We start from the raw sequence: 23,540 nt of genomic DNA, 5'->3' as shown, positions 1-23,540 counted from the left end.
TGTGCACAAACCGTTCAAGAGGCGTTAATACTTGCGCTGGAGCACCGGCGCACAGCTAGGTAGCAGCCAAGCTTCAGGTTAAAGTCGAGAAATTGCTGGTGCGGCCGCCGGGATTTGAACCCGGGATCTGCGGCTTTCTCCGCCCAGCGTCATGGGAGGCCGCCATCCTGCCAGGCTAGACTACGGCCGCAGCGTATGCTATCTCCCTCCTACGAGATATTAACTTTTCCTCGCTGTAGCCCGGTGGACGACACTTAAGCGAGTAAACCTGCTGTGAAATCTCGTAAGGGTTCCTGCAGCAAGCTTCTCTAGAGCCGTAGGCTACAACTCCTAAGCTCTACAGCCGATCGCAGTAGCTGATGAAAACAGTTTTTTAAACAGGCTTGAGGCAAGGGGCACGGTCCTCATGAGCGCTGTAACAGGTGTGGAAAGATTTCTCCTAGCGTACATGTACTACGAGTACGGCGGCAAAATGTACTTTCAAGCAATGGGAGGAGAGGGAGCAGAGGATTTCCTAGCAGAGTTCATCACAGAAGAATTCATGCCGCGCAGTAACCCCAACTTCTCTAGGGTACGCGAAGGTTTCGCTGAAGCTCTCCGAGGATTAAGGGATAAGGGGCTAATCGTCCTCAGAGGGTTCGAAATCGTGCTAACCGATGAAGGCAAGCGACTAGCCTCCCGAGTGCCGCAGGAGGAATACCAGGAGGTGAAAAAGCGCTTTAGATCCACCAAGTAGCTAGCTCCCGCTTCTATGGGAAAGATCACCGAGCGAGGTAAAACACGTATTCTTCTCTCTCGGCATCGAACCTGCGGCCCAAGAGACCCTTGCTCAGGAGAGAAGAAAGGGACCTGTATAGCTCAACGGGCTTGATACCTCGCTTCTTCGCCCACTCGTATAGCTCGCTCCGAGTGAGCAGCCCCCTACTCTTCAAAAGAGCCAGCACTAAAGCCTCGACATCCTCCCTTAGGTGAGGCTGCTCCACCTCCTTACCAACCGGTTGCGTAAAGAAGCTCGTCAGATCCGCTGTTGCAGGAGGCTGATCGCCGGCCTCTTTCCTCCTCCTTTGAGGCATGACGGCATAGTCAACGCATTCACCCCCTTATATTCAACGCGAGCTCTAGAGCTCGCGGAAACTTCTCGCGGATGCACAGCCCGCCAGGCCCGAGAACCCCGCCTGAAGTTCAGGTGGACGCATCTTAACGCACTGACTCCCAGGACAGCAGAGAAATGCGAGCCGGCACAGGGTTAGCGGAGTAGCGAGATGTTTCCTGCAAACTCGAGCCCATCGATAAGCCGCGAAGTTAGCTCAGCAACTTCACGGTCTATAGCGCGCTTCAGCTGCTCGTCCTCTTGGTACAGCTCCACCAACCTCTCCCTGTAAATCCTTCGGCCTCCCTCCCGCAGGTTGAAAGCCAGAAAAGAGTAGTGCCTAAAAACTTCAGCGTCCACAGGGTACTTTTCACCAGCCTGAATACGGGCAAAGTAGCTCTTCAGCTGCTTCTCCAAAGTCTCTGAGTACAGCTCACCCCTCGCCTCTACCTGCTCCTCCAAGTAGTCGACCACCGCCTGGTAAATCTCCTCGTAAAGCCTCCTGGCCGGGCTCCCCTGAGGCTGCCGGCTCAGCACGTGAAAAACGAGCTCCATGTACACGCCCGAAACCTTGTACTTAAGCTTCCTTCCCGTAGCCCTAAGCAGAGCTTTGTAGACACCCGGACCTTTGCCGGACCAAGGTGAGCTTCCGCTACCACTATGGAACGATAGCAGCGAGCCGAAAGCTCTCGCTATAGAAGCCAGCACAGAAACCCTCGACTCCAGCTCCTTAATATCGCCCGCATAGTCGGCTCTCTTCTCGAAACCCACGTTAGGAGCAACAAAGTCCGGCTGGATCCCCCTCAACCTTAACTCTTGGAGCAGGAACAAGAGCTCCTCTGCCCGTGTGAGGTAAGGTGTCTCATCGAAAGCTATCTCGAAGCCTACAGGCCACGTGACATAGCTTTTAACGATGTCATACATCCTTTTGATAACCTCTAGAGGCTTATGCAGCTTGACAGCGATTCGCGCGACATCCTCTCTTCTGAGCCTCAGCTCTACAACTCCTCCATCCTCGGTGATAAACCTGAAAGGGTGAGAAGTGTAGCGCTTAACTATTTCAGCGTGGTCATCGTATATCTGCTCGAAAAAGCTTTCAACTTCACGGGAGTCAAGCTTATCAGCTCTGTAATCGATATAATCGCAAGCGTCGAGTGTGAAGAAGTTTATGAAACGCGTGTCCGCAGCTTCCCTGACCTCATCCTCTACGTACCTCAGCGCTTCTTCGAGAGAGGCGCTCGGTGCCTGGAGCGCGCCAGCTCCGCTTATCCTCATCACAGCTCTAACGCTCGTAGTTATCGCAGCTAAGTGGTCAGCTTCAGCTTCGATAACCACTCCATTCTTTCTCGCTTTCTCCACAGCACTCAGAATGTAGCTCCTGATCGAAGTCCCCGTGTGCCCCCTTGTTACCTCGTACACACCTGGTGGCGCGTTTATCACGTACTCTGGAGCTGTTTCGCGGTGGTAGGACAGCATAATCCCCGCAGCGGTAGCTGTTCTACTGAGCGCCCTAAACACCCCTTCAAGGAGGACTTCAGGTATCCTAACACCCAGCGCTGGATGGTGAATAGGGCCCAAGTACCTCGGTGTCTCCACAGAAACGCTCCACGACGAGACTATAACTACTTAATGCTGAGCTCCCTCGAAATAAATCCGCGCTCCTCGAGCTCTGCAGCAACTCTGCGTAAAACTCCTCTCACAAGCGGTCGGAGCCTCATACCGCCAAGTTTTGCAGCTGTCCTCCTCACGGATCCTTCGGCTGCAAGTACCTGCAGGATCTCCTTCTCCTCCTCGCCGAGCTCTATCCCTGAAGAGAGAGCTAGCCGGGCCACCTCCCGCGGAGAGAGCCTGTAAGGCCACGCAAAGCCCTTCTCGCTTAGCGGTGGATCATAGCGCTCTATCCATTCGAATCTAACTACGTAGACGAAGCTGTCGTCGCGCAGGTTAGGGTAGTGCCTCCTGAGTGCCTTTTTAAGCTCCTCCAAAGAGGGGAAGCCATCCTCCTTAGCCTCGATCTCAGAGAGGTCCCTCACCCTCTTCGAGGCGACGCTGACTATTCGAACTTTCCCTACGAGTAAGCCTGCGGAGTGCACTAGCGCAGTATCACCTCTCTTTACGTTAGGGTTCCTGGCTCTTATCGTTACGCGCTTCTCTCCGCTCAAAAGCTTGCTTAGGTACTCGCGCGAAAACATTAGGTGCTTGAGCCTCATAGCTGCCCTAGCTGAGGAAAACTAAGGTTCGATGGTGAGGCTCACGCTTGGAAACTCGGGTACTACTCTCTCGCCTTCTCCTTCCTCATGGATAACCACTTGCTCGGCACGAAGAGTACCCTTAATATCCTCTGTCACCGATCTGAGCAGCGCTGCAAACTCCGAGGAGTACAGGTGGACAGCTTTAATCCTAGCTCCCAGGGGTATTCGCGAGTCGTGTTTCGCGCGTCGAGCCTCTGCTATCGTAGCTATGGCAAGCTCTCCCACTTTCGCCTCCTGCTCGCTGTAGGAGACGGGCTCGGGCCAGCGGGAGAGAGTAATGCTGTCCAAGCCCTCCTTATCGCGGTAAATCGTATGGTATATCTCCTCGGAGATGTGGGGTGCGAACACAGAGAGCATTTGAAGAAGCTGGAGGAGAACCGCGTATAGCACCTCTCTAGCTGCGGGGTCGTTAGCTGAAAGCCTGTACTTGATGGCTTCAAGGTAGTGGTCGCACAGCTTATGCCACGCGAACTCGACAAGCTCCTGCGCGGCTCCCTGGAAGTTGTACTCCTCTAGGTGCTTTGTGACCCTCGAGACCGTGGATGCTAGCTCCCTGAGAATCCAGTGATCGACCGGCTTGAGGCCGCTGAGCGCGCGGGCCGGCGTGAATTCCCTCAAGTAGGCCTCGGCTAGCCTCGCCGCGTTCCAGACTTTAACGAGGAAGCGGTGAGCATAGTCGACACCCTCCCACGAGAACCTAACGTCCTGCCCAGTAGCAGCGGCGAGCGCGATCCACAGCCTGAAGCTGTCAGCACCGTACTTTTCAAGCACTTCGCGCGCTGCAACATAGTTGCCGTAGCTCTTATGCATCATCCTCCCGTCCGTACCTCTTACCATACCGTTGATGAGAGCCTCCTTGAACTGGCTGACCCCGAAGAGCGCTACACCCCTCAGGATGAGGTAGTAGTCCCAGGTGCGTATGATGTCGTAGCCGTTCGGCTGTAAATCAGCTGGGAAAAGCCTCTCGTCGAGTCTGTCGGGCCACCCCGCGTGAACGGCCGCCGTGATGCTTGAATCCATCCACGTATCCATAACATCTCTCTCGCCCACAAGCTCCCTGGACCCGCACTTGGGACACTTCTCGAAAGGCGGCGGGTCGAACCTCGGGTCGATCGGCAGATGCTCCTCGCCAACCACGAGCTCGGCTCCGCAGTTCGAGCAGTAGTAGACCGGGATAGGCGTGGCGAAGAGCCTCTGCCTCGAGATTACCCAGTCCCAGTCAAGACTCTGAACCCAGTTCTCGAGCCTCTTATACATGTAGTCAGGTATCCACCTAACTTTCCTCGCCTCCTCCAGCACCTTCTGAGACAGCTCTGTAGACTTAACGAACCACTGCTTCTTCGGGAGAATCTCGACGGGCGTGTGGCACCGCCAGCAAGTACCTATCGTGCTGCTGATGCTCTCGACTTTCACGAGAAGACCCTTCTCCTTTAGAATTTCAGCAACTCTAGCTCGCGCCTCCTCCACCTTCAAGCCAGCCAGGGGGCCCGCGTTGTCGTTCATTACTCCACGGTCATCTATCGAAATTATTACCGGTAGAGAGTACTTCTTCTGCCACCTCACGTCGCTCTTATCCCCGTACGTGCAGACCATAACCGCTCCAGTCCCGAACTCTCGATCAACACCCTCGTCCGCCAGGATAGGCACTTCCCTCCCGTACAAGGGTACTACCGCGTGCTTGCCGACTAAGTGAGCGTACCTGCTATCGTCAGGATGGACGAGCACGGCTACACACGAGCCTAACAGCTCAGGTCTCGTAGTCGCTACTACCAGGTCTTCACCGCTCTCCTTTATCCTGAACCTAACGTAGTAGAGGGGCTTGCTCCTCTCAACGTACTCGACCTCAGCTTCTGCGATCGCGGTTTCACAGCGGGGACACCACACTACGGGGTGCTCGCCCCTGTACACGAGACCTCTTCGGTACATAGCGATGAAGCTGTGCTGCGTGCGGCGCCAGTAATCGGGATCCATCGTCATGTACTCCGTAGACCAGTCGATGCTGAGGCCCAGCGCCTTCAGGTCCTTCCGCATTTCGCCTATCCACTTCAGCGTATACTCTCTGCAGAGCCTGAGAAACTCCTCAGGAGCAAACTCGCTCTTCTTCCTCCCTGTAGTCCTCTCAACTCTAACCTCGGTGGGTAAGCCGTGGCAGTCCCAACCTTGGGGGAAGAAGACATTGTACCCCTTCATCCTCTTGTAGCGCGCTACGAAATCTATGTAGACGAAGTTCAGGGCGTTCCCGACGTGCAGCTCACCGCTAGGGTATGGCGGCGGAGTATCGATGGAGAAAGCGGGCCTTCCCCTATCCTCCCTGTCAAACCTGTAGATTCCCCGCTCTTCCCAGATCCTCTGCCACTTCTCTTCAACGGCCTTGAAGTCGTAAACCTTCGGCAGCCGCTCGCTCATCGCGAGAGTCTTACCTTGCTGCACTTGTAGACAGATAAAACTTTCCCTTAGCCCGCTACCTAGAAATACCCGGGACTTCCGAAGCTGGAAAGCTCCCTCTCTAGCTCGCCGGGCAGCTCCACCGAGTGCGCTTCCAGTATCTTGGCGACGAATAAGGGGTCCGGCGCCGCACCCTCGAACTCGACTTTATCCTCGCCCCCTACCTTCACCACGATCTTTGGAACGGCGTAAACTCCGTACCTGTCCGCGAGGTCGGAGAACTCGATAGACTCTATCATGTCGCCGTATATCATCTTGTTAACCATCGCGAAGCGGTGGGCGGCGCGAACCGCTAGAGGACAGTACGGGCATGTAGGCGTGACGAATACCATGATCCTAGTGGGCTTGGTAACGTACCTGGTGAGCGCATCTACCACGCTAGGCGACACATCCGGGCGGCCAGTGGAAGCGTCTACAATATCCTCAACGAGCGCGCCGAACTCGTGACCTGCCGGTATCCCGAAAAACCTGACATTCCATTCTTCAACTCCGTGAACAAGGAGAGCTGGGTACATGTCAACCTCGTACTTTACCGCCTCCCTATCCCCGCTCTTGAAGCTCAAGACTTTAACTCTCCCATCGGAAGCCCTAACGATAAGCTCCAGTATCTGCTCTATATCGTCGCAGTACATGCACTCTGACTCGGGGTCTACGAAGTACTTCAGCTGCACTGGATTCTCAAGTCCTGCAAACACCCTCCTCAGCTCGCGGACCAGCTCTTCATCGTATTCTACGGGCATCTGCTTTCGCAGTTAACCTCCGGGGAACTACTTAATTGCCTTACCGTCAAGAAAACGCTATATCGCTTCCTGTTTTTTCAAGTGATGGACTTAACTTTCCGCGGGAGAAGAAAGGGGGTATGCTGCCTGAAGACACGTGGTCGAGATGGCCGCTAATGGAGGAGGAAATCCTGGTCGTAGAGGGGGAGAACGAGTACACTTTCAGCATACCTTACCAGTTGCTAAAAAAGAGGGGCTCGAAGGCCCTGAAAGAAGCCGGAGTAAGCTACTCCGTCGTGGAGGACGTTTTCGGCAACAAGAGAGTAGTCTTCAAGACTAGCAAGAGCAAGGGTCTGGAAGTAAGAGCATGGCTTTCAGTGATCGTGAACCAGAACAGCGGGTACTTCATCACAGAGATCGAAGAAGTCGAGAAGCCTGAGCAGTGAGCGGATTTATAGCCTCCCCGCGTTTAATTCCCGCCCCCGATGGTGACCCGTGTAAGGTAGGAGTTCGGGTGACTGTAAAACGCGGCTGAGGGGGTCAGCGAATGACGACAACCGCACCTTCAACTTTTCCCTTCCGGAATGGTTCCTGCAGAGCCATTTTCGTGGTCGAAGTGATGGAGCCCTTCCTGAGCCCGTGGCTCTTTCTCGAACTACTCCACATTTCCGAAATCGTGGGACGCAGCAACCTGTGGATAACGCGCGTTAGACGTAAGTGCGAGAGGGAGGTCCTCACGCCGGTAGCTAGTCTGCTAAGTGAGAAGAGTATTGTGGAGCTGGAGGATAAGATTCCTAGCGACGCCAAGGTTATAGTCTTGGACCCCGCTGCGGAGAGCCAGCTCAGTGCGGAGGATTTCACCGGTTTAACATTCGTGATCATCGGGGGGATCATGGGGTCGCACCCCCCTAGCGGGCGTACAAGAAAGGAGCTCACGCTGAGAATGAAGAGGGCGCTGGCTAGGGGTCTGGGACCCCACCAGCTCACCGTGAATGGTGCAGCATACGTTGCTAGGAAAGTCTGCGAGGGCCTCTCCTTAAGTGAGATTCCTCTAGTCAAGGGGCTCTCCCTCCACACCCGTTACGGCACTACCGAGCTTCCCTACGCTTTTCCTCAGGATGACGAGGGAGGCCTAGTCATCGCGCGGGGAGAGGTGGACTACGTCCTCACGGAGCTCGAGGAAGATGAGGCAGCTATGCTGAGGGGCCGGGTGAGAGACTTCTGTTCAAAGCTTCGGCGGTCGCTCCATCATCTCTTGACTAGGTACGGAGGAAGCATAAGAGATGTTCATATCTCTCTCAACCACCTCTAGTTTTACTGCCTAGTCAAACGCGCGGCTCACAAATATTTACTCTCCGCAGCCCCGTGTACAGCGAAAACACTCACATCTCTCCGACGCACCGCTCAAAGATAAACTTCTTCGCCACCTTGCTTCTTCTAATATTCCTAAGCCTCCACGCTCCGAGCAGCCTCACGTAACCCTAGAACCTTGTCGAGAGAAAAAAGATCCAGTAGAGAAAAAATCGTAGGAGAACTCTTAGCGCGGTAGAGCCTCTTCCAATACTCGCTTGATTTTTTCGTTGAGGAGCTTTCCCGCGTGGAGGAAAGCTACACCCTCCTCCGTGACGAGTCTCACGTCTCTCAGCGGGATAATGTTCTCCACCTTCAGCGCCACCGCCACCTCCTCAGCACTCACCCTCCTCCTAAACCCGACAGCGTAGAACTTCGAGGAGGCACAACCCCGCCAAGCAGCGCATCGGCGAAGGCACGCTGAGAGGCGGGCGAGCAGGCCGCCCTAAAGCGGCCGACCCCATGAGCCTGCCCCGGTTCCCCGCGGCCAAAATCACGGGAGCCGAAGGACCGGGCCCCAGAGGCCAGCAACAGCCGAAGGGAGGATGAACACCGGCGCGGATCAAAGCTTCGGCTTGACTTTCTCTACAGTTATTAAGTCCGTAGCTCCCGGGCGCCTTCCAGCGGTGAAGACGACTATGTCCCCGGCAGACACTAAACCGACGGAAACAGCGTGCTCAAGCATGCGCTCAAAGAGATTCACGTCGGTCTTCGAAAGATCTGGCATATACACCGGGATCAAACCCCTAAGTAGGTTTGCGTACCTTGCTGTAGAAAGCCGGTTCGTGTAGACTATAACTGGGCCCCGCGGCTTGTACTTCGCCAGCCTTCTCGCCGTGTTCCCCCCTTCAGAGAAAGCGAGAATCTTGCCCGAGATTATGTCGGCTAGAGCAACTACCCCGCGGGCTATCACCTCGTAAGCTTCGCTAGATCCTGGTTCAACAGCCTCCTCCTCGTGGAACTGCGCGGCCTCGAGAGCTATCTTCTTGAGCCACCGCACAGCTTCGAGGGGGTACTTCCCGGCCGCGGTCTCCCCAGCTAGCATAAGCGCGTCCGCCCCCATTTTCACGGCGGTGACGACGTCCACAACCTCGGACCTCGTGGGAACAGGGTTGTCTATCATCGACTCGAGAAGCTGTGTAGCTACTATGGAAGGTTTTCCGCGCTGCCTAGCTTTCGAAATAAGGAACTGCTGCACACTGTAAATTTTCTCCAGGTCGTAGTAGTTGGCGAGATCACCCCTAGCGACGAGAATACCATCGGCCAGGTCGAGAATCCTGTCGATGTTCTCCACCGCGCTCCCGGTCTCTATCTTCGCGATGAGCCTAACATCGCTCGCACCGAGATCCTCGAGGACTTCTCGTGCACGCGCAACGTCCTCCGCTCTTCTCACAAAGCTGAGCGCCACCGCATCGAAGCCCGCCTCCACCGCGAATTTAAGGTCTTTGAGATCCTTCTGTGTTAGCGAGGGGAGAGGAAGGTCCTTGCCTTTTATCGCGAGGGTTTTTCTGGGCTTGAGCAGGCCGTCGACCAAGGCTTGCGCTGCGATAACGTGGCCATCGTTGCGCAGAACGCGGAACGCTAAGCGGCCGGCTTCAACGGAGAGAATGTCATTCTCCGCAGCGACGCTGAAGATAACCTTGTCGACAGGCACTCCTTCGCCTGCCTCCCCAGCCGGAACAAACTTCACGGTATCGCCAGCCTTAACCGGGAGCTCGCTAAACTCGCCAAGCCTAACTACAGGGCCCTGGAGGTCGGCGATAAGCGTTAGTGGTCGCAGAGGATTCTCTAAGCTCCGCAGGTAGGATGCTGCCCGACGGAAGTTCTCGTGGTCGAAGTGAGAGAAGTTAAACCGGAACCCCTCTACTCCCTCCCGGCCTATCGCTTGAAGAGTCTCCTCAAGCCAGGAGGCAGGCCCCACCGTAACTACAATTTTCACTCTTCTCTGAGCGTCCACGGAGAAAGACTGAGCAGCAAGCGTTTATTCCTACCGCCGCATTCTCCTCTGTAGCCACGGTGAGAATAAATTCATCTTGGGCGGATCAAGGGCATGTATCCACTGTTGCGTTGGTTGATCGATATAGCGAGCGGGATTGGAGGATACCTGGGTATTTTCGTGATCTCCATCATCGGGAACCTCGTCCCCTTCTTCCCCATTCCTTACCTGGCAGCGGTGTACTTCTATGCCTCTTTGCTACCGCAGGTGAACCCCTTCCTCGTGGGCGTGGTTAGCGGTACCGGCGCGGCCCTAGGTAAACTTCTCGTATTCTATTCGAGCAAACTCGCGCGTAACGTGGTTCTCAGCAGAGAAACAGCGAGGCGGTACGAGAAGCTCGGCAGGCTTATAGGGAACTACGGTGCGCTCGGTGTGTTCATCTTCGCTGCTACTCCCTCACCGGACGACGTGATAATCGTTCCTTTAGGCTTGATGAACTACAGCCCCCTGAAGTTCTTTGTCGGCGTCCTTGCGGGTAAGATCGTAATAAGCATAGCTACCGCTGGCACGGGAGTCGTGATAAGACACATAGGAGGCGACATTATGACTAGCTTTCTCCTAGCGTTAGCGTTCTTCATCGTAGTGATGGTAGCCCTGTACTTCTTCGACTGGGAAGAGGTCCTCGCAACGCTGGGCGAGAGCGGATTAGGAGGTCTCTTCAACCGCGTCCGCAGCGAAGGGTTAGCAGCGTTCATGCTGCGGAGAACGCGGGGGAGCGGCGGACCTAAAGCAGAGCAGACTTAAAGCAAAATTTAAGAGGAGAGCTCGGCCGGCGCTTTTTCGATGGGGTACAGGTACGAAGTTGCGATAGAGAGGCTTGACGTGCCGCTCAGGGTTGATAAGGAACTCGCCAGGCACGTGAAGGAAACCCTTGGGAAAGTCCCGAGGAAAATGCTCAGCGAGATGGAGAAGGAGGCTGTGCAGTGCCCTGTTCTAAGGAAGCAGGTACCGTTCCTGCAGTGCTACACGTGCCGGAACTTCGTGCGCAGAGTAAGGGGCATGGTGCACTGTAAGGGCGACCCGTTAAGCTAGTGGCTCGAAATGATGGAAAAGCTACTCGAAGAGAGAAAGCTTGTCGAGCTTCTAGCAGAAGCTGAGAAACTGCTTAGCCTCGAGAAGCAGGTAGTGGACGTTCAGGCTTCGAGCGTGCTTTTCGTGGGGGATACCCACGGCGATCTAGCCTCGACACTCTCAGCTTTGAAGCATGAGGCGGAGGTGAAGGTTTTCCTGGGAGACTACGTCGACAGAGGGTTATACCAGCTGGAAAATATCGTCACGTTGCTGGAGGTAAAGCTGGAGAAACCGGATTCCATCGTGCTTCTGAGAGGGAACCACGAGTCTCCTTTCATGAACGAGGTGTACGGGTTCAAGAGGACTGTACTTTCACGTTATAATAGGGAGATTTATCAGTTATTCGTGAAAATATTCTCGAATATGAGTTACGCTGCTTTAGTTAACGGTGAAATTTTCAGCGTTCACGGGGGAGTGGCGCGCGGTCTTGAAACACTTAATCAGATTGAAGAGTTGCCTAAAGGCGACGAGGAGCCTCTAAACCCGCTAGCCTTCCAGATCCTGTGGAATGATCCCGATGAAGAGGTTGAGGAATTCGAGCCAAGCCCTAGAGGCCCTGGTGCATTCCTCTTCGGGTTGCGCCCCCTTCAGAGGTTCATGGACGATAACGGGCTTCAGCTCGTTATACGGGCACACGAGCCTTTTCCGGAGGGTTACCGCTGGTTCTTCGGGGGGAAACTGCTGAGCATATTTAGCTGCGGGTTCTACCCTATATCATCCCCTAAAGCGCTTCTCGTTAAAGGTAAGGAAATGAAGATAATTGAACTGCGAGGCGGCTGACCTAAAGCCAGGTCAGTAGGTAACTCTCAGCTTAAATTCCGCCTTCTTGCCGGGGTTCCAGTTCCTCACAGGCCTATAGTAGCCCACTATCCTGCTCCAGTGGTCTACCCGGTCTCCTCCGCACTTCGGGCAGGTAGGGTAGTACCCGGTCATGCTCGTCCCGCACCCGTGGCAGACAGTTATCGTGGGCGTTATGCTGAAGTAAACTAGCTTCGTCGAAACGGCGAGGCGGTAGACAAGCTTCTTCAATGCTTCAGGGTCAGGCTGCTCGCCGAGGAATAGGTGCATCATGACGCCGCCCGTGAAGAGCTGCTGCACTTCCCCCTCCCACTGAGCACGCTGGTACAGCGGGATATCGGCGTAGTAGGGCACGACACTGTTGCTGTAGAAGGGTGCGCTGCCATCAGACGGTATGCAAGCATCCTTCAGGACGCGCGCGTCAGAGCTGGCAAGGCGATAGCCTGCGCTCTCGCCTGGCACCTCTTCCACGTTGTAGAGAGTGCCGTCTAGACGCTCGAACTCTTCAACCCTTGAGCGCACGAGCTCCACCATCTTCTTCTCCACTTCGAGAGCCTCCCTCATTCTCCTGAAGCTACCCTCAACCCACAGGAACGGGTCGCGGAGGAAGTTCGCCGCGGCCTCAGGCAGGCCGATCAGACCCACCGTCCCGAAATGGTAGTTGAAGTGCCCTAAGTACTCCTTAGTTAGCGGCATAAAGCCAGCCTCTAGGGAAAGCTTGTACCTCTCGCGCCACGCGCGCAGCACGCTCCTTGCGCTCTGGAGAGCCGCGTCAAGAAGCTCCTCGAAAACGCTCCACTCTCCCTTACTGTAGTAAGCGATCCTCGGCATGTTCAACGTGACAACCCCTATGCTGCCGGTAGCGTCCGGCATCGCCCATATACCATAGGCTCTGGAAGCCTCGCGAGCCTTCAGAAAGCTCTCGTAAGCCTCCTCCGCGTCCACCCTGCTCAGCTTCAGGCTGAGGGTAGCCTTGCTCTTGAGGACTGCGTGATTCACATCTATCGTCAACCTGCAGCACATCGCGTACAGGGCTTCAACGTTGCTCGCGTAGCCGTTTAGGAAGTACACAGTCCCCTTCTTGGCAACGGCCTCGAAAATCTTGTCGGAAAGCTCACCCCACCTCCTACCGTTCCAATCGAAATTCCTGGTAAGCATGAGAGTGGGTATAGGGAACGTGAAGGGTTGTCCAAGAGCATCTCCGTGAGCATAGAGGTCGAATAGAGCTTCGTCTACTTTCAAAGCCTCCTCCACGTAATCGCTGAGCGAACCAACCTTAACGCCTCCGACGATCGCGTCCCCCTCCAGCATCCCCGAGCTAACGTCCGCAACCAGCGTGATGTTCGTGAAGGGGCTCTGGTAGCCTGAGCGCGCGGGGTAGTTGAGCTCGAAAAGCATACCTTGCAAGATCTGCTTAACTTGAGTGTAGCTGAGTTTATCCGCTTTAACAAAGGGAGCGGTATAGAGGTCAAAGGCGCTGACCGCCTGAGCCCCTGTCCACTCCTGAGCACCCATGAAGAAGAAGTTCACGAGGTGAGCCACGGCAGTGTCGAAGTGCTTAGCCGGTGCTGAAACAATGGAGGGTGTTCGAAGCCCTTTCTCCAAGATCTTGCGGTAGCTCCAGCCAGCGCAGTAAGGTATCCAGAGGCTATCGGGAAGCTTATGAACGTGTATATCTCCGCTGAAGTGCCGCTCGACGGCTTGAGGGGGCAAGAACTGCGAAAGCTCGTCTTTGCTCTTGATCAGCTTCTCGAAGAGGTAGTTCCGGAAATTGCTGTAGCTTACTGTGTGATTAGCATTCTCCCTCTTCTCCCAGGAGAGGTCGGATAGGTACTCCTGCTCAAGCTTGCGGAGGAGAGAGGTGGTATGCTCTGTGCGAGTAAGTGCTCTCGCAACCACTAAGGGACACCACCTCTCCAAGCCTCCCAACTGTATATCTCGGAAGCAAGATTTCTAGCGAAAGTGATAATTTTTGTTTTATTGTATAGCCTTCCGCAAAAGTTGTCACTAGGTAAGTATTTAATGTTTTCCAACGTTATCACCGCCAAGGCATACTTTCTCTTAACAAAGCGTCCCGGTGGTACGGTATGCATTGCTTCAAAAGTACTGTTTTTCTGCTAGAATTCCGACCGGCTGCAATGAAGTAAAATTAAATTAAGTGAGCCACGCATAGGTATAGGTAAAGGATGGAGAAACTGGCAAGCTTCTTCAACCCTCGGGGAGTTGCAGTTGTAGGAGCATCCCGCGAGCCCGAGAAACCTGGCCATGTGATTCTGCGCATGCTCCTAGAGAACAGGCAGCGAGGCGTTCTCAGAGCCGACGTTTACCCAGTGAACCCCAACGCGGACTCGATCTTGGGAGTGAGGTGCTACAAGTCCGTGAGGGAGTTACCCGACTCTGTTGACCTCGCTATCATAGTGGTACCGGCAAAATTCGTACCTGAAGTGGTCTTGGAGCTGGGAGCTAAGGGTATCCGCTCGGCAGTAGTCATCACTGCAGGATTCAGCGAAGTGGGAAACGTAGAGCTCGAGCGTGAACTCCTCGAGGCAGCCCGGAAAGCGGGTGTGAGGATTATTGGGCCGAACTGCATCGGCATTTTCTCTCCTTGGAGCGGCCTTGACACGCTCTTCATTCCTAGCACGAAAGAGCTGAAAGACGGGCGGGTGCTGGAAAGCGCACCACGGCCAGCCCGAGGATACGTCGCGCTGATATCGCAGAGCGGCGCCGTAGGTACAGCAGCACTCGACTACATGGCAGGTGAAGGGATAGGTCTCTCGCACTTCTTCAGCATCGGTAACAAGGTCGATGTAGACGAAGTTGAGCTGCTGGAAGCTCTTAGAGCCGACCACTCCACAAGGGTTATCCTCCTCTACCTCGAGAACGTGAGAAGAGGGCGGGAGTTCGTCAAAGTAGCTAGCGAAGTGACGAAGGAGAAACCCGTTGTTGCCCTGAAAGCTGGTAGGACGGCGGCCGGGAGAAGGGCGGCGGCGTCGCACACGGCAGCTCTAGCGGGAGTTGATGAAGTTTATAACGCCGCTTTCGAACGTTGCGGTATCGTAAGGGCAGCTGATCTAGAGGAGCTCTTCGACTTTGCTAAAGCCTTACTATACCAGCCGCCCCCCAGAGGTCCAAGAGTTGGAATACTGACAGATGGTGGAGGCGCGGGAGTAATGGCCACAGATATGGCGGAGATGCTGGGCTTAACTGTGCCGGAGCTGAGAGGCTGGGCGCGCGAGGAGCTCGAAGCCCTGCAGAGAAAAGGGGTCATACCCGGCTATGCGCCGATCGCGAATCCCGTTGACCTCACAGGATCCGCGACGGACGAGATGTTCACAGCGGCTTTAACGGTACTGCTCTCTAGCGACGAAATCGACTCGGTGCTCGTGCTTTCGCTCCATCAGGTACCGGGAATACCTGATCCTGTCGAGCTCGCGAGGAAAGTTGCTGAGATTTCGCGGAGGTTCGATAAACCTGTTCTCGCCGTTGACACTGGCTGGAGTGACGCAGCGGTGCTGATGAGAAGAGAGTACGACAGACTCGGTATTCCCGCCTACCCAACCCCCGAGCGGGCCGTAAAAGCATTAAACGCGCTTTGGAGATTCGGCTCTTACCTGCTCAGAAAAGGAAGCTATTCTAGCTACATGAAAAGCTATCTTGAATTCAGAGAAAAATTTGTCACGCAGAAACCTTAACTTGTTAATGTAGTTGTATTGGCTTTAATGAAGCAAAAATATGCCAGCCATCCTTCTATCCTGCAGTGTTAGAAGAACAGAGGAGGAAGAGATGCGCGAAGCAGGAACTTAATAAATAAGTAGAGTCTTCTTGAAGGAGGAGTAAATGTATGTCGCTGATGCCAGAGAAGCTCGCGTACTTCAGAATTGCGGTTCGCTCACAGTATGAAGAAGAGCTTCTCAAAGCACTTACAAGCGTAGGAAAAATCCATCTCGAAGAACCTCTTGAAACTAGACATCTTCTGCCTGGGTACCTCATAGAGGTCCTTGAGGGTGGGGTCACATACGCTTCGCTAAATGTGGATGAAGCACTAGCTGCTGCTAGGAAAGTTTTAAGGCCGGGAGACATACTGCTCGCAAAAATCGAGGAAAAAGCGAACCAGCTGAAAAATCTGCAAGCGCTTCGTATACTAGCCGATAGGCTCGAGGCTCTAGGCATACAGCCAGAAACGATAGGGAAAGCCCGTTACGGCACTATAGTCGACTTGGTTTTCTTAGAGGAGGAGGACCTCGCCAGCGCTTTCCTGGATTTATCAAAAATTGGAGCAGTTGTTAGAAGAATACGATTAATGCCTCATACATACGCGTTGCTCCCCATTTATACGCAGGAAAAAGCCTCCGCAGTAGAAAAAATAAAGAAAGTTTATGGAAAAGACTTCAGCATCCCGCCGTGGTTCTTCGGCAAGCTAGAAACCGTTAAGGCCAGGATTGAGGAGGAGGAGGCTAGGTTGAGAAAAGAGCTTCTAGACCTGCTAGTAGACACAGCATCGGCTCTTCGCGATGCTGTTGAGTTTGAGAAAGCAGCCCGTGTAGATGTCCTCGAGAGCGCTAAAAAAGCTGTAGAAGATGTACGTAACTTGCTGCCCAAAATAGAAGAAATAACATTAAAAACTTTTACGATGTATATTGCAGCTAAAGCATATTTGAATGGAAAGCTTCTTGCTCTTACGGAGAACACTAAACCTGGAGAAATACATACTATCATTAAAAATATACTTCAGAACGAGGTTATTAAACTGAAACTAATTAAGAAAGTGGCTGCTCATCTCGACTTAGAAGAGGAACTCATTAGAAACACTTTAATATACAATTCGTTACTGAGGGGAGAAGCTCTCATAGTTGAGCTACGACCTACGGGGCAGGACTTCTTCCTTTTAATTTGCGGCGATAATAAATTAAAGGAATTAATTCAAAGTAATAAACTATCTGTTTACGGAACATCGATACTCTTTTCTGAATCTACTAAAGACTATCATGTAGCAGCTCTAAAAGGCCCAGAGGGGCTTTTGAAGGGGCTGGCAGAGCAGCTGGAGGATAAAGCCGTGAATTTCGTTGTACCTTTTACGGATGAGGGGCTGAAGAAGCTTGAGAAAAACATATCCTTAAGACTTGAGGAGATGAAGAGTATAATCATTTCAGATTTACTGCTGTTACAGTTTAGAAAAGACAAAGCTAGTGTGTCTAGGATACTAGCGCAAGTCGGGGATGAAGAGGCGGCATCCGTCTGGAGCGCTTTCGAGCAGCTTATCAAGGGAGAATTACCCCCGCCGCCGGCGGAGAGTGTTTCAGAGCTCCTGAAAAACGTGATAACTTCTGCAGACGAAGTTAGCGCTGGAGTTTTAGAAATTGCATCAGACCTTGAAAGTTTATCGCATCTTCCGCTTTCGGAAGTTAGCAACAAGACGGGGCCCATCATTGAAAAGCTATCATCTTTGCTGAGAAATGCATGCTACGTCGTAGGAAGCGCCGATCAGCTTGAAGTTATACTTAAAGTTCAACCAATGATTCGTGAAATCAGGGTCCTCCGAAGTAGACGAATAACCGTCGTAGAAGGATACATCCCTTCAAAATATAAAGAGACTCTGCATAAGCTTGTAAGCGAACGCGTCCCACAGGTCCTCTACTTTAAAGTAGTGGACATAGCTAGGCGTGAAAAAGCCCCAACATACGTTGAAAGCCGGGGATTGTGGAAATATCTTCATTCGATCACCCTCATGCGAGGAGTACCGGCTTACTGGGAGCTTAACCCGACTCTGTTCTTCACAGTACTCTTCGCGGCCATGTACGGCATGATGTTCGGAGATGTAGGTCAAGGGATTTTATTATCGCTTTTTGGCGCATGGTTGCTGAAAACCCGCTATAGGCTGCTAGGCATAACTGAAGAAGGCGCTGCATCGCTTGGCGCGTTAGCACTGCTAGCAGGAGCTTCGAGCATAGCCTTCGGTTTGCTCTATGGATTCGTCGTATTTCTGAAGCCTCTTGCCCACCCCGTGATAAGTCCCGTCCACGACGTCTACGAGATCGTGGCAATCGCGCTGTGGTTTGGCGCAGCGCAGCTCCTTCTCGGAATGATCTTAAATGTTGTTAATCTCCTGATGTACGGCGACCGCTTAGGAGCGCTATTCAGCGGGATGGGAGGAATGGGGATTCTCTTCTATGCTTCAGGAATCATCGTAGCTTACAGGTTGGCTACAAGCGGGTTCGATTTAGCTCTTCTCTCGGATCCAAGCTTGAAGCCCCTGCTTCTCTGCATAGCGTGCTCTCTGATCTCCGTTATGGCTTTCGGTGTCTATGAAGCTGAGGTCAAGGGTGAGAAGGAGAAACTCATGCATTCGGTGTCCGAAGTTGTAGAGATGATAATAGCCCTTCCGGCGAACTCGCTTTCGTACATAAGGTTAGCTGCGTTCGCCATGGCTCACGAGGCATTCGGTATTCTAGCTGAGAGCATGAGCACGATGTTCGGTGAGATAACTAGTTTGATTATTGCTAACTTACTAGTTCTCGCCATCGAGGCGCTGGCTGTCGGAATCCAGGCGCTAAGGCTTACTTACTACGAGTTCTCCAGCAAGTTCTTCAAAGGAGAAGGAGTGGAGTTCAAGCCCCTCATAAGCTTTGGAAAAGCTCCTTAGGCACGAACCTTCGCGAAGAGAGTAAATTATTTTTGGATAATGGGTCACATTAAGGCGTATGATGCTAAAACCAAGAACCCTGGCAACAGCTGTTCTCGCAGCTTTCGGAGTAGCAATAATGATAGCATCAGCGAGCGTTTTCGCTGCAGTAACTATCAGAACGGCACAGAAGATGTCTCCTTCAGCCGAAGCGGCAGGAGGGTTAGGGCTAGCTGACGCTATAGCAATGCTTAGTGCTGCGATCGCTGTTACGAGCTCAACTATCGCATCCGGAATAGCGCTTAGAGGAGTAGCGACAGCGGGCTTCGCTGCAGCAGCTGAGAACCCTAGATTAGCCACCTGGATACTAATAATGGGTGGACTCGCGGAGGGAATAGCGATCTACGGCCTCCTAGTAGCCATACTAATTCTCGGGAAGATTTGAAAATAGCGTGCCTTAGCTAGAGATATAGATGTCTGTCTATGACTTCTTCCGCGAGTCCGAGCTCCTGACCTAGTAGTATTTTCTCAATGTTTTGAGCCTCTACAAGCGCAAGGATGTTGAAAATATATATGTAGACGGCGCCGAGAGGGTATTTTAGAGCCTCTGCCCGAGCCTTCCTTAAGACCTCCCTCATGCCGTGAACAATAACATCCGACACGGATCTCGCCCTCAGTTCGGTTAGGAAGCCCTCCAAAAGTTGAAGAGGTAGCTCTACAGCCTTTAGCATCTCCTTGGTGGTGCTTCCCCCCAAGGCTTTCTCCCAAAGCACATACCTTAGAGTATATTCCAGAGATAGCAAATCTTCGAGAGCTGAGCGGGCATCCCTTGTCATCTTCAACCCCCTGATCTCATCTGATAAGTAGCGGAGGTAAAGCATGTCGACTAAAACCTCCCTCTCCGCTGGAAGCTGAGTTCTGAAGGAAAAATCCTCGGGTAGCTTGAAGGGAGAGTTCGAGAGTTCCCGCCATAAGGAGGACTCCGAGTGGAGTGATTTCAGCTTAGCAGGTCCCAGAAAGTGACCGTAGGGGTAGTAAATAACAGGCCTCTGAAAACCCAGAATGTACCTTATCTGTATCTTAATGTTCTCAACTTCCAATCTATCTAGTAGAGCGCGTATAAAGTCGAAAAGCGTAGGAGTCGATTTAGCAAGAAGATTCATTCTTCGAACATATACAGCGTAAACTTTCTCAAGCTTCATTTCGATCGGATCTTTCTCGGATACCTGCGAATAGTCCGGAAAATCCCAAAGCTTTCTAGCACCCTTAAGTAGTGCTTCGTAATCCTGCTTCGTCAACAGCCTCGCCTTCAGCCCGTGAGCCCTTACTGCAGTATACACTTCCATGCGTTCAACCACCCGCTAGCAATCTAATCCTGACGAAGTCCTCCAACTCCTCTTCGATAACCCTCTCCTCGATCCTCCGGAGAGCATCGGTTAGCGCGGGTATGGTGTTCTTCTCCAAGCTATTCACAACCCTGTTTATATAGGATAACTGCTCTCCAATTCTCTCTACCGCTACTTCACTGTTAGCAACCTCTATGAGCTTCTCCACAGCACCCCATAACTTCTCGACAGCCTCGCGGTACTCAGGATCTGCTACTTTCGAGTAGTCCGGCCTCTCAGCTATCCTCGCCTGAGGGACGGGTACTCCCTGGTAGCTAGTTATCACGAAGACGATCTTGGGAGGTTTCACTAGAGAAGCTGTGGACTTGAAATCGTAATCGCCCCTAACCACGCGGAGCAGCGATACTCTGCGGGCAGCCTCGAAAAACTCCCTCTCGGCTTCCGCGCGCTTGCGTAGGTACTCCATGATCGAGAGAAGCTCCTTGGCGAGCTGATCCCTCCTCATCTGGAGAATATCTTTACCCCTCTTCACGAGCTCTAATCTCCTCCTTAAAAGCTGCAAAGCCCCTCTGGAGGCTGGGAGAAACTTTAGCTCGCTCAGCATGGGTCTCAACTCCTGTACTTCGGGTGGTACTTCTCGATGATCTTCTGAGGTATCCTGACAAGCTCTTCCTCAGGTAGGACGGAGAGGACCTCCCAGCCCCTGTCCAGCGTCTCCTCGACGCTCCTATTCTCGTAGAATCCCTGGTTCACGAACTTCGCCTCGAACTCCTCAGCGAACTTGAGGAACCTTCTCATCCTCTCGCTGAGACCTATCTCCCCGATAACTCGCGCGAGGTCGCGGGCTCTCACACCTCTCGAATAGGCATCGTACAGCTGGTCTGCGAGATACCTGTGGTCCTCTCTGGTTTTCCCGGGTCCTATGCCAGCTTTCATCAACCTGCTTAAGCTGGGTAAGATGTTCACCGGTGGGTAGAGACCCTGGCTGTAGAGCTCCTGGCTCAGGAAGATCTGGCCTTCAGTGATGTAGCCGGTGAGGTCCGGGATGGGGTGTCTGAGGTCGCCTCCGGGCATGGTGAGTATGGGGAAGAGCGTTATGCTGCCTTTTCGGCCTTTAATGACTCCTGCCCTCTCGTACATCGATGCCAGGTCGCTGTAAAGGTATCCTGGGTATCCGAGCCTTCCGGGGATCTCGCCCCTCGCGGAGCTGACCTCCCTGAGAGCTTCACAGTAGTTGGTCATATCCGTCATTATGACGAGCACGTGCATCCCTAGATCGAAAGCGAGGTACTCAGCTACTGTTAGCGCTATGCGAGGCGTCATTAATCTCTCGACAGCCGGGTCTTCAGCGAGGTTAATCACCGCGGTGAGCCTCTCAATGGCGCCTGTCTCTCTGAACTGCTCCATGAAGAACTCGGCCTCTGTTTTCCTCAACCCGATTCCAGCGAACACTACAGCGAACTGCTCACCCTCGCCGCGGACAGTTGCTTGGCGTGCGATCTGAGCAGCCAGTAGGTTGTGAGGGAGGCCCGAGACACTAAATATCGGGAGCTTCTGACCTCTCACAAGGCTGAATAGCCCGTCAATTACCGAGACTCCTGTCTGTATGAAGTCGTGAGGATACTCCCTAGCTACCGGGTTTATAGGCGCTCCCGTGATATCTCGGAGCTCTCCAGTCGCAATGGGAGGTAAGCCGTCCAGCGGCTCGAAGCGACCGTTGAAAATCCTGCCGAGAACATCTTCCGAGAGCCTAACTTTGAAAGTCGACCCAGTCAGCTTCACTATGGTATCCGTCTCCAGACCCTCCCTATCACCGAGAACTTGTATCACCGCGCTTCCTATACTCGTCTCGAGAACCCTTCCAACCCTTTCGCGCCCGTCCTTTCCGTAAATTCTCACTATTTCGTCGTAGGCCGCCTCCTCTACACCATCGAGAACGAGCAAGCTGCCCCGAATCTCCCTTACGCCTCTGTAGACTTTTCCGGGAATTTGCTCGAGTAAACTTATCAGGGAGACGCTAGACACCGGCTACCACCTCTACAGATCTCTCCTCAAAGGAGATGCCATGCCTCTTCGCAATCTCCTCAAGCCTACTCATAACTCTGTCGTAGAGCTCTTTCACAGCCTCGATGCCCCTCTCATCCTCCTTCACCCTCATCATCTCGTAGATCTCAGGCAGCTTCAAGATCTCCTCCACGGATACTCTCTTCCGCACGAGATCATAAGCTCGGTCGTAAAAGTCTATCATCATCTTAAGCAGCAAGTACTGCTTCTCGGGCCTGCAGAACACGTCCTCACCCGACAGCGCGGTCTGCCTCAGGAAACCCTCCTTTAGTATTTCAGAAGTTATCAGGAGCAGCCTTTGATCGTCAGGAAGCGCACCCTCACCTACAACGGACGCTATAGCTTCCACTTCGCTAGCCACTGTGAGCAATCTCAAAGCTCTCCTCCTGTACTGCGGAAAGTCCGGGGCAACGTTCTTCACCCACCAGCGCTCAACAATATCTGCGTACTGGCTGAAGCTCCTTAGCCAGTTGATTGCTGGGAAGTGCCGCCTGTAAGCGAGCTCCGTGTCCAGCGCCCACATAGTGCCGACGAAGCGGAGGGTATGAATAGTCACAGGCTCGTTGTAGTCTCCCCCAGGAGGCGACACAGCCCCGAGAATGGTAACGGAGCCTTCTCGCTCGGGCCTCCCCAACACCTTAACCCTACCCCCCCTCTCGTAGAACTCCGCTATCTTGTCGGGCAGATAGGCCGGGTAACCTCGCTCGACCGGCAGTTCTCCTAGCCTTCCAGCGATTTCCCTCAAAGCTTCCGCCCACCTGCTTGTTGAATCGGCAATCAGCGTGACGTCGTAGCCCTGATCCCTGTAGTACTCCGCAATGGTTACACCCATGTAGATGGAGGCCTCCCTCGCGGAGACCGGCATGTTGGAAGTATTCGCGATAATGATGCTGCGCTCGATAATAGGTCTTCCTGATTTCGGATCTACTAGCTCGGGAAACTCTTTAAGCATTTCCGCGATCTCGTTACCCCTCTCCCCGCAGCCGATGTAGACAACTATCTGCGAGTCACTGTACATCGAGACTTTGTGAAGAGTTACTGTCTTCCCGGTGCCGAAGCCTCCTGGTATTGCGCCAGCCCCACCCTTCGCGATTGGGAAGAAAGTATCAATAATTCGCTGCCCGATCAGCAAGGGAACCTCGCTTGAAAGCCTTTCCCTGTAGGGGCGAGGACGCCTCACAGGCCACTCCTGCCTCATTGTCAGCTCGACAGCCGCTCCACCACTTTCGAGGAAAACAACGGGCTCTTCAATAGTGTAGTCACCTTCAGGAGCAACCTCCTTAACAGTGCCGCTGAGTCCCGGAGGCACCATCACGCGATGTTCAATCAAGGGAGTCTCCTGCACAACACCCAGGATATCACCTGCCTCGACTTTATCACCTGGAGCAACTCTGGGCTTAAAGTGCCACCTCTTGCTTCGAGAAAGGGAAGGCACCTTGACCCCTCTCCTCACAAAGTCTCCTACTAGCCTCCTTATGTCCTCGAGAGGTCTCTGAACGCCGTCGAACACCATTCCCATGAGGCCCGGCCCTAGCTCAGCAACTAGAAGCTTACCGGTAGCCGTGACCGGCTCTCTGGGGCGAATCCCACTTGTATCCTCGTAAACCTGTATCGCAAAGTAGTCCTGGGAAATGCGTACAACCTCTCCTAGAAGTCCTTCCTCACCTACGTAGACCACTTCTCCGAGCTTAATGTCGCTGATTCCTTTTGCAAAAACCACGGGACCCGAGACCCTTGTGATGTATCCTTTCCTTGACGACATCTCCAGCCGTCCTGTGTTTTGAAGAACT

At 53.4% G+C, this 23,540-nt stretch carries 21 protein-coding genes and 1 tRNA gene; 9 read left to right on the top strand and 13 right to left on the bottom strand.

The genetic code is table 11. From position 1 onward, the window contains the following. Positions 1-96: 96 nt before the first annotated feature. Positions 97-190: transfer RNA gene (locus tag QXU72_00260), tRNA-Gly, on the bottom strand. A 216-nt stretch (positions 191-406) separates the two neighbouring features. On the opposite strand from QXU72_00260, the gene QXU72_00255 reads away from it, so the two are divergent. Then, positions 407-736: a hypothetical protein gene (locus QXU72_00255; protein ID MEM0493683.1), complete on the top strand. Its 330-nt coding sequence runs from the start codon at positions 407-409 to the stop codon at positions 734-736. A gap of 25 nt (positions 737-761) precedes the next feature. On the opposite strand, the gene QXU72_00250 is transcribed toward QXU72_00255, so the two are convergent. The 5 genes from QXU72_00250 to QXU72_00230 form a co-directional block, all read right to left on the bottom strand. Beyond that, positions 762-1,073 carry a hypothetical protein gene (locus QXU72_00250; protein MEM0493682.1) on the bottom strand — a complete coding sequence of 104 codons (312 nt, stop codon included), beginning with the start codon at positions 1,071-1,073 and terminating at the stop codon, positions 762-764. A 173-nt stretch (positions 1,074-1,246) separates the two neighbouring features. Next, positions 1,247-2,686, bottom strand: a complete 1,440-nt coding sequence (locus QXU72_00245; GenBank protein ID MEM0493681.1) for a tagaturonate epimerase family protein — start codon at positions 2,684-2,686, stop codon at positions 1,247-1,249. 26 nt (positions 2,687-2,712) lie between these two features. Beyond that, positions 2,713-3,282, bottom strand: coding sequence for an ASCH domain-containing protein (locus QXU72_00240; GenBank protein MEM0493680.1), 570 nt, complete (start codon positions 3,280-3,282; stop codon positions 2,713-2,715). A 39-nt stretch (positions 3,283-3,321) separates the two neighbouring features. Next, positions 3,322-5,772 carry a valine--tRNA ligase gene (locus QXU72_00235; GenBank protein ID MEM0493679.1) on the bottom strand — a complete coding sequence of 817 codons (2,451 nt, stop codon included), beginning with the start codon at positions 5,770-5,772 and terminating at the stop codon, positions 3,322-3,324. Between the two features lie 35 nt (positions 5,773-5,807). Beyond that, on the bottom strand, positions 5,808-6,527 hold the full coding sequence (locus tag QXU72_00230) for a thioredoxin family protein (protein MEM0493678.1): 720 nt from the start codon (positions 6,525-6,527) through the stop codon (positions 5,808-5,810). Positions 6,528-6,646: 119 nt separating this feature from the next. Between QXU72_00230 and QXU72_00225 the strand changes: the two genes are divergently transcribed. After that, positions 6,647-6,952 (top strand): hypothetical protein, encoded by a 306-nt coding sequence (locus QXU72_00225; protein ID MEM0493677.1) that lies wholly within the window; start codon positions 6,647-6,649, stop codon positions 6,950-6,952. Positions 6,953-7,113: 161 nt separating this feature from the next. Next, positions 7,114-7,818, top strand: coding sequence for an SAM-dependent methyltransferase (locus tag QXU72_00220; protein MEM0493676.1), 705 nt, complete (start codon positions 7,114-7,116; stop codon positions 7,816-7,818). Between the two features lie 225 nt (positions 7,819-8,043). Here QXU72_00220 and QXU72_00215 read toward each other — a convergent pair whose 3' ends face one another. After that, a complete protein-coding gene (locus tag QXU72_00215; GenBank protein ID MEM0493675.1) occupies positions 8,044-8,202 on the bottom strand; it encodes a hypothetical protein in 159 nt (52 codons plus the stop codon). Between the two features lie 216 nt (positions 8,203-8,418). Continuing rightward, positions 8,419-9,813, bottom strand: a complete 1,395-nt coding sequence (gene pyk / locus QXU72_00210; protein ID MEM0493674.1) for a pyruvate kinase — start codon at positions 9,811-9,813, stop codon at positions 8,419-8,421. 93 nt (positions 9,814-9,906) lie between these two features. On the opposite strand from pyk, the gene QXU72_00205 reads away from it, so the two are divergent. From QXU72_00205 to QXU72_00195, 3 genes are read left to right on the top strand one after another with little or no spacing between them, the layout of a single operon-like run. Beyond that, positions 9,907-10,596: a VTT domain-containing protein gene (locus QXU72_00205; protein ID MEM0493673.1), complete on the top strand. Its 690-nt coding sequence runs from the start codon at positions 9,907-9,909 to the stop codon at positions 10,594-10,596. A gap of 39 nt (positions 10,597-10,635) precedes the next feature. Beyond that, positions 10,636-10,884, top strand: coding sequence for a hypothetical protein (locus tag QXU72_00200; GenBank protein ID MEM0493672.1), 249 nt, complete (start codon positions 10,636-10,638; stop codon positions 10,882-10,884). Between the two features lie 9 nt (positions 10,885-10,893). Next, positions 10,894-11,703 carry a metallophosphoesterase gene (locus QXU72_00195; GenBank protein MEM0493671.1) on the top strand — a complete coding sequence of 270 codons (810 nt, stop codon included), beginning with the start codon at positions 10,894-10,896 and terminating at the stop codon, positions 11,701-11,703. Between the two features lie 12 nt (positions 11,704-11,715). Here the strand turns inward: QXU72_00195 and QXU72_00190 are convergent, their stop codons facing one another. After that, positions 11,716-13,620 (bottom strand): anaerobic ribonucleoside triphosphate reductase, encoded by a 1,905-nt coding sequence (locus QXU72_00190; GenBank protein ID MEM0493670.1) that lies wholly within the window; start codon positions 13,618-13,620, stop codon positions 11,716-11,718. 287 nt (positions 13,621-13,907) lie between these two features. On the opposite strand from QXU72_00190, the gene QXU72_00185 reads away from it, so the two are divergent. The 3 genes from QXU72_00185 (at position 13,908) to QXU72_00175 (ending at position 18,785) form a co-directional block, all read left to right on the top strand. After that, the gene (locus tag QXU72_00185) at positions 13,908-15,413 is read left to right on the top strand and encodes a CoA-binding protein (protein ID MEM0493669.1); all 1,506 of its coding nucleotides are present in this window, start codon (positions 13,908-13,910) and stop codon (positions 15,411-15,413) included. 149 nt (positions 15,414-15,562) lie between these two features. Continuing rightward, positions 15,563-18,361 (top strand): V-type ATPase 116kDa subunit family protein, encoded by a 2,799-nt coding sequence (locus QXU72_00180; protein MEM0493668.1) that lies wholly within the window; start codon positions 15,563-15,565, stop codon positions 18,359-18,361. Between the two features lie 58 nt (positions 18,362-18,419). Continuing rightward, positions 18,420-18,785, top strand: coding sequence for an ATP synthase subunit C (locus QXU72_00175; protein ID MEM0493667.1), 366 nt, complete (start codon positions 18,420-18,422; stop codon positions 18,783-18,785). A gap of 16 nt (positions 18,786-18,801) precedes the next feature. Here QXU72_00175 and QXU72_00170 read toward each other — a convergent pair whose 3' ends face one another. From QXU72_00170 to QXU72_00155, 4 genes are read right to left on the bottom strand one after another with little or no spacing between them, the layout of a single operon-like run. Then, the gene (locus QXU72_00170) at positions 18,802-19,686 is read right to left on the bottom strand and encodes a hypothetical protein (protein MEM0493666.1); all 885 of its coding nucleotides are present in this window, start codon (positions 19,684-19,686) and stop codon (positions 18,802-18,804) included. Between the two features lie 4 nt (positions 19,687-19,690). Continuing rightward, positions 19,691-20,290 carry a V-type ATP synthase subunit D gene (locus tag QXU72_00165; protein MEM0493665.1) on the bottom strand — a complete coding sequence of 200 codons (600 nt, stop codon included), beginning with the start codon at positions 20,288-20,290 and terminating at the stop codon, positions 19,691-19,693. 5 nt (positions 20,291-20,295) lie between these two features. Beyond that, positions 20,296-21,711: a V-type ATP synthase subunit B gene (locus QXU72_00160; protein ID MEM0493664.1), complete on the bottom strand. Its 1,416-nt coding sequence runs from the start codon at positions 21,709-21,711 to the stop codon at positions 20,296-20,298. Beyond that, complete coding sequence (locus QXU72_00155) at positions 21,704-23,512, bottom strand: V-type ATP synthase subunit A (protein MEM0493663.1); 1,809 nt, start codon at positions 23,510-23,512, stop codon at positions 21,704-21,706. Before QXU72_00155 ends, QXU72_00160 begins: the two co-directional genes overlap by 8 nt. Positions 23,513-23,540: the final 28 nt, after the last annotated feature.

The organism is Thermofilum sp. (assembly GCA_038741495.1).
In the GTDB taxonomy this organism is placed as follows: Archaea; Thermoproteota; Thermoprotei; order Thermofilales; family Thermofilaceae; genus Thermofilum.
This window is presented reverse-complemented; position numbering and strand designations above follow the sequence as displayed.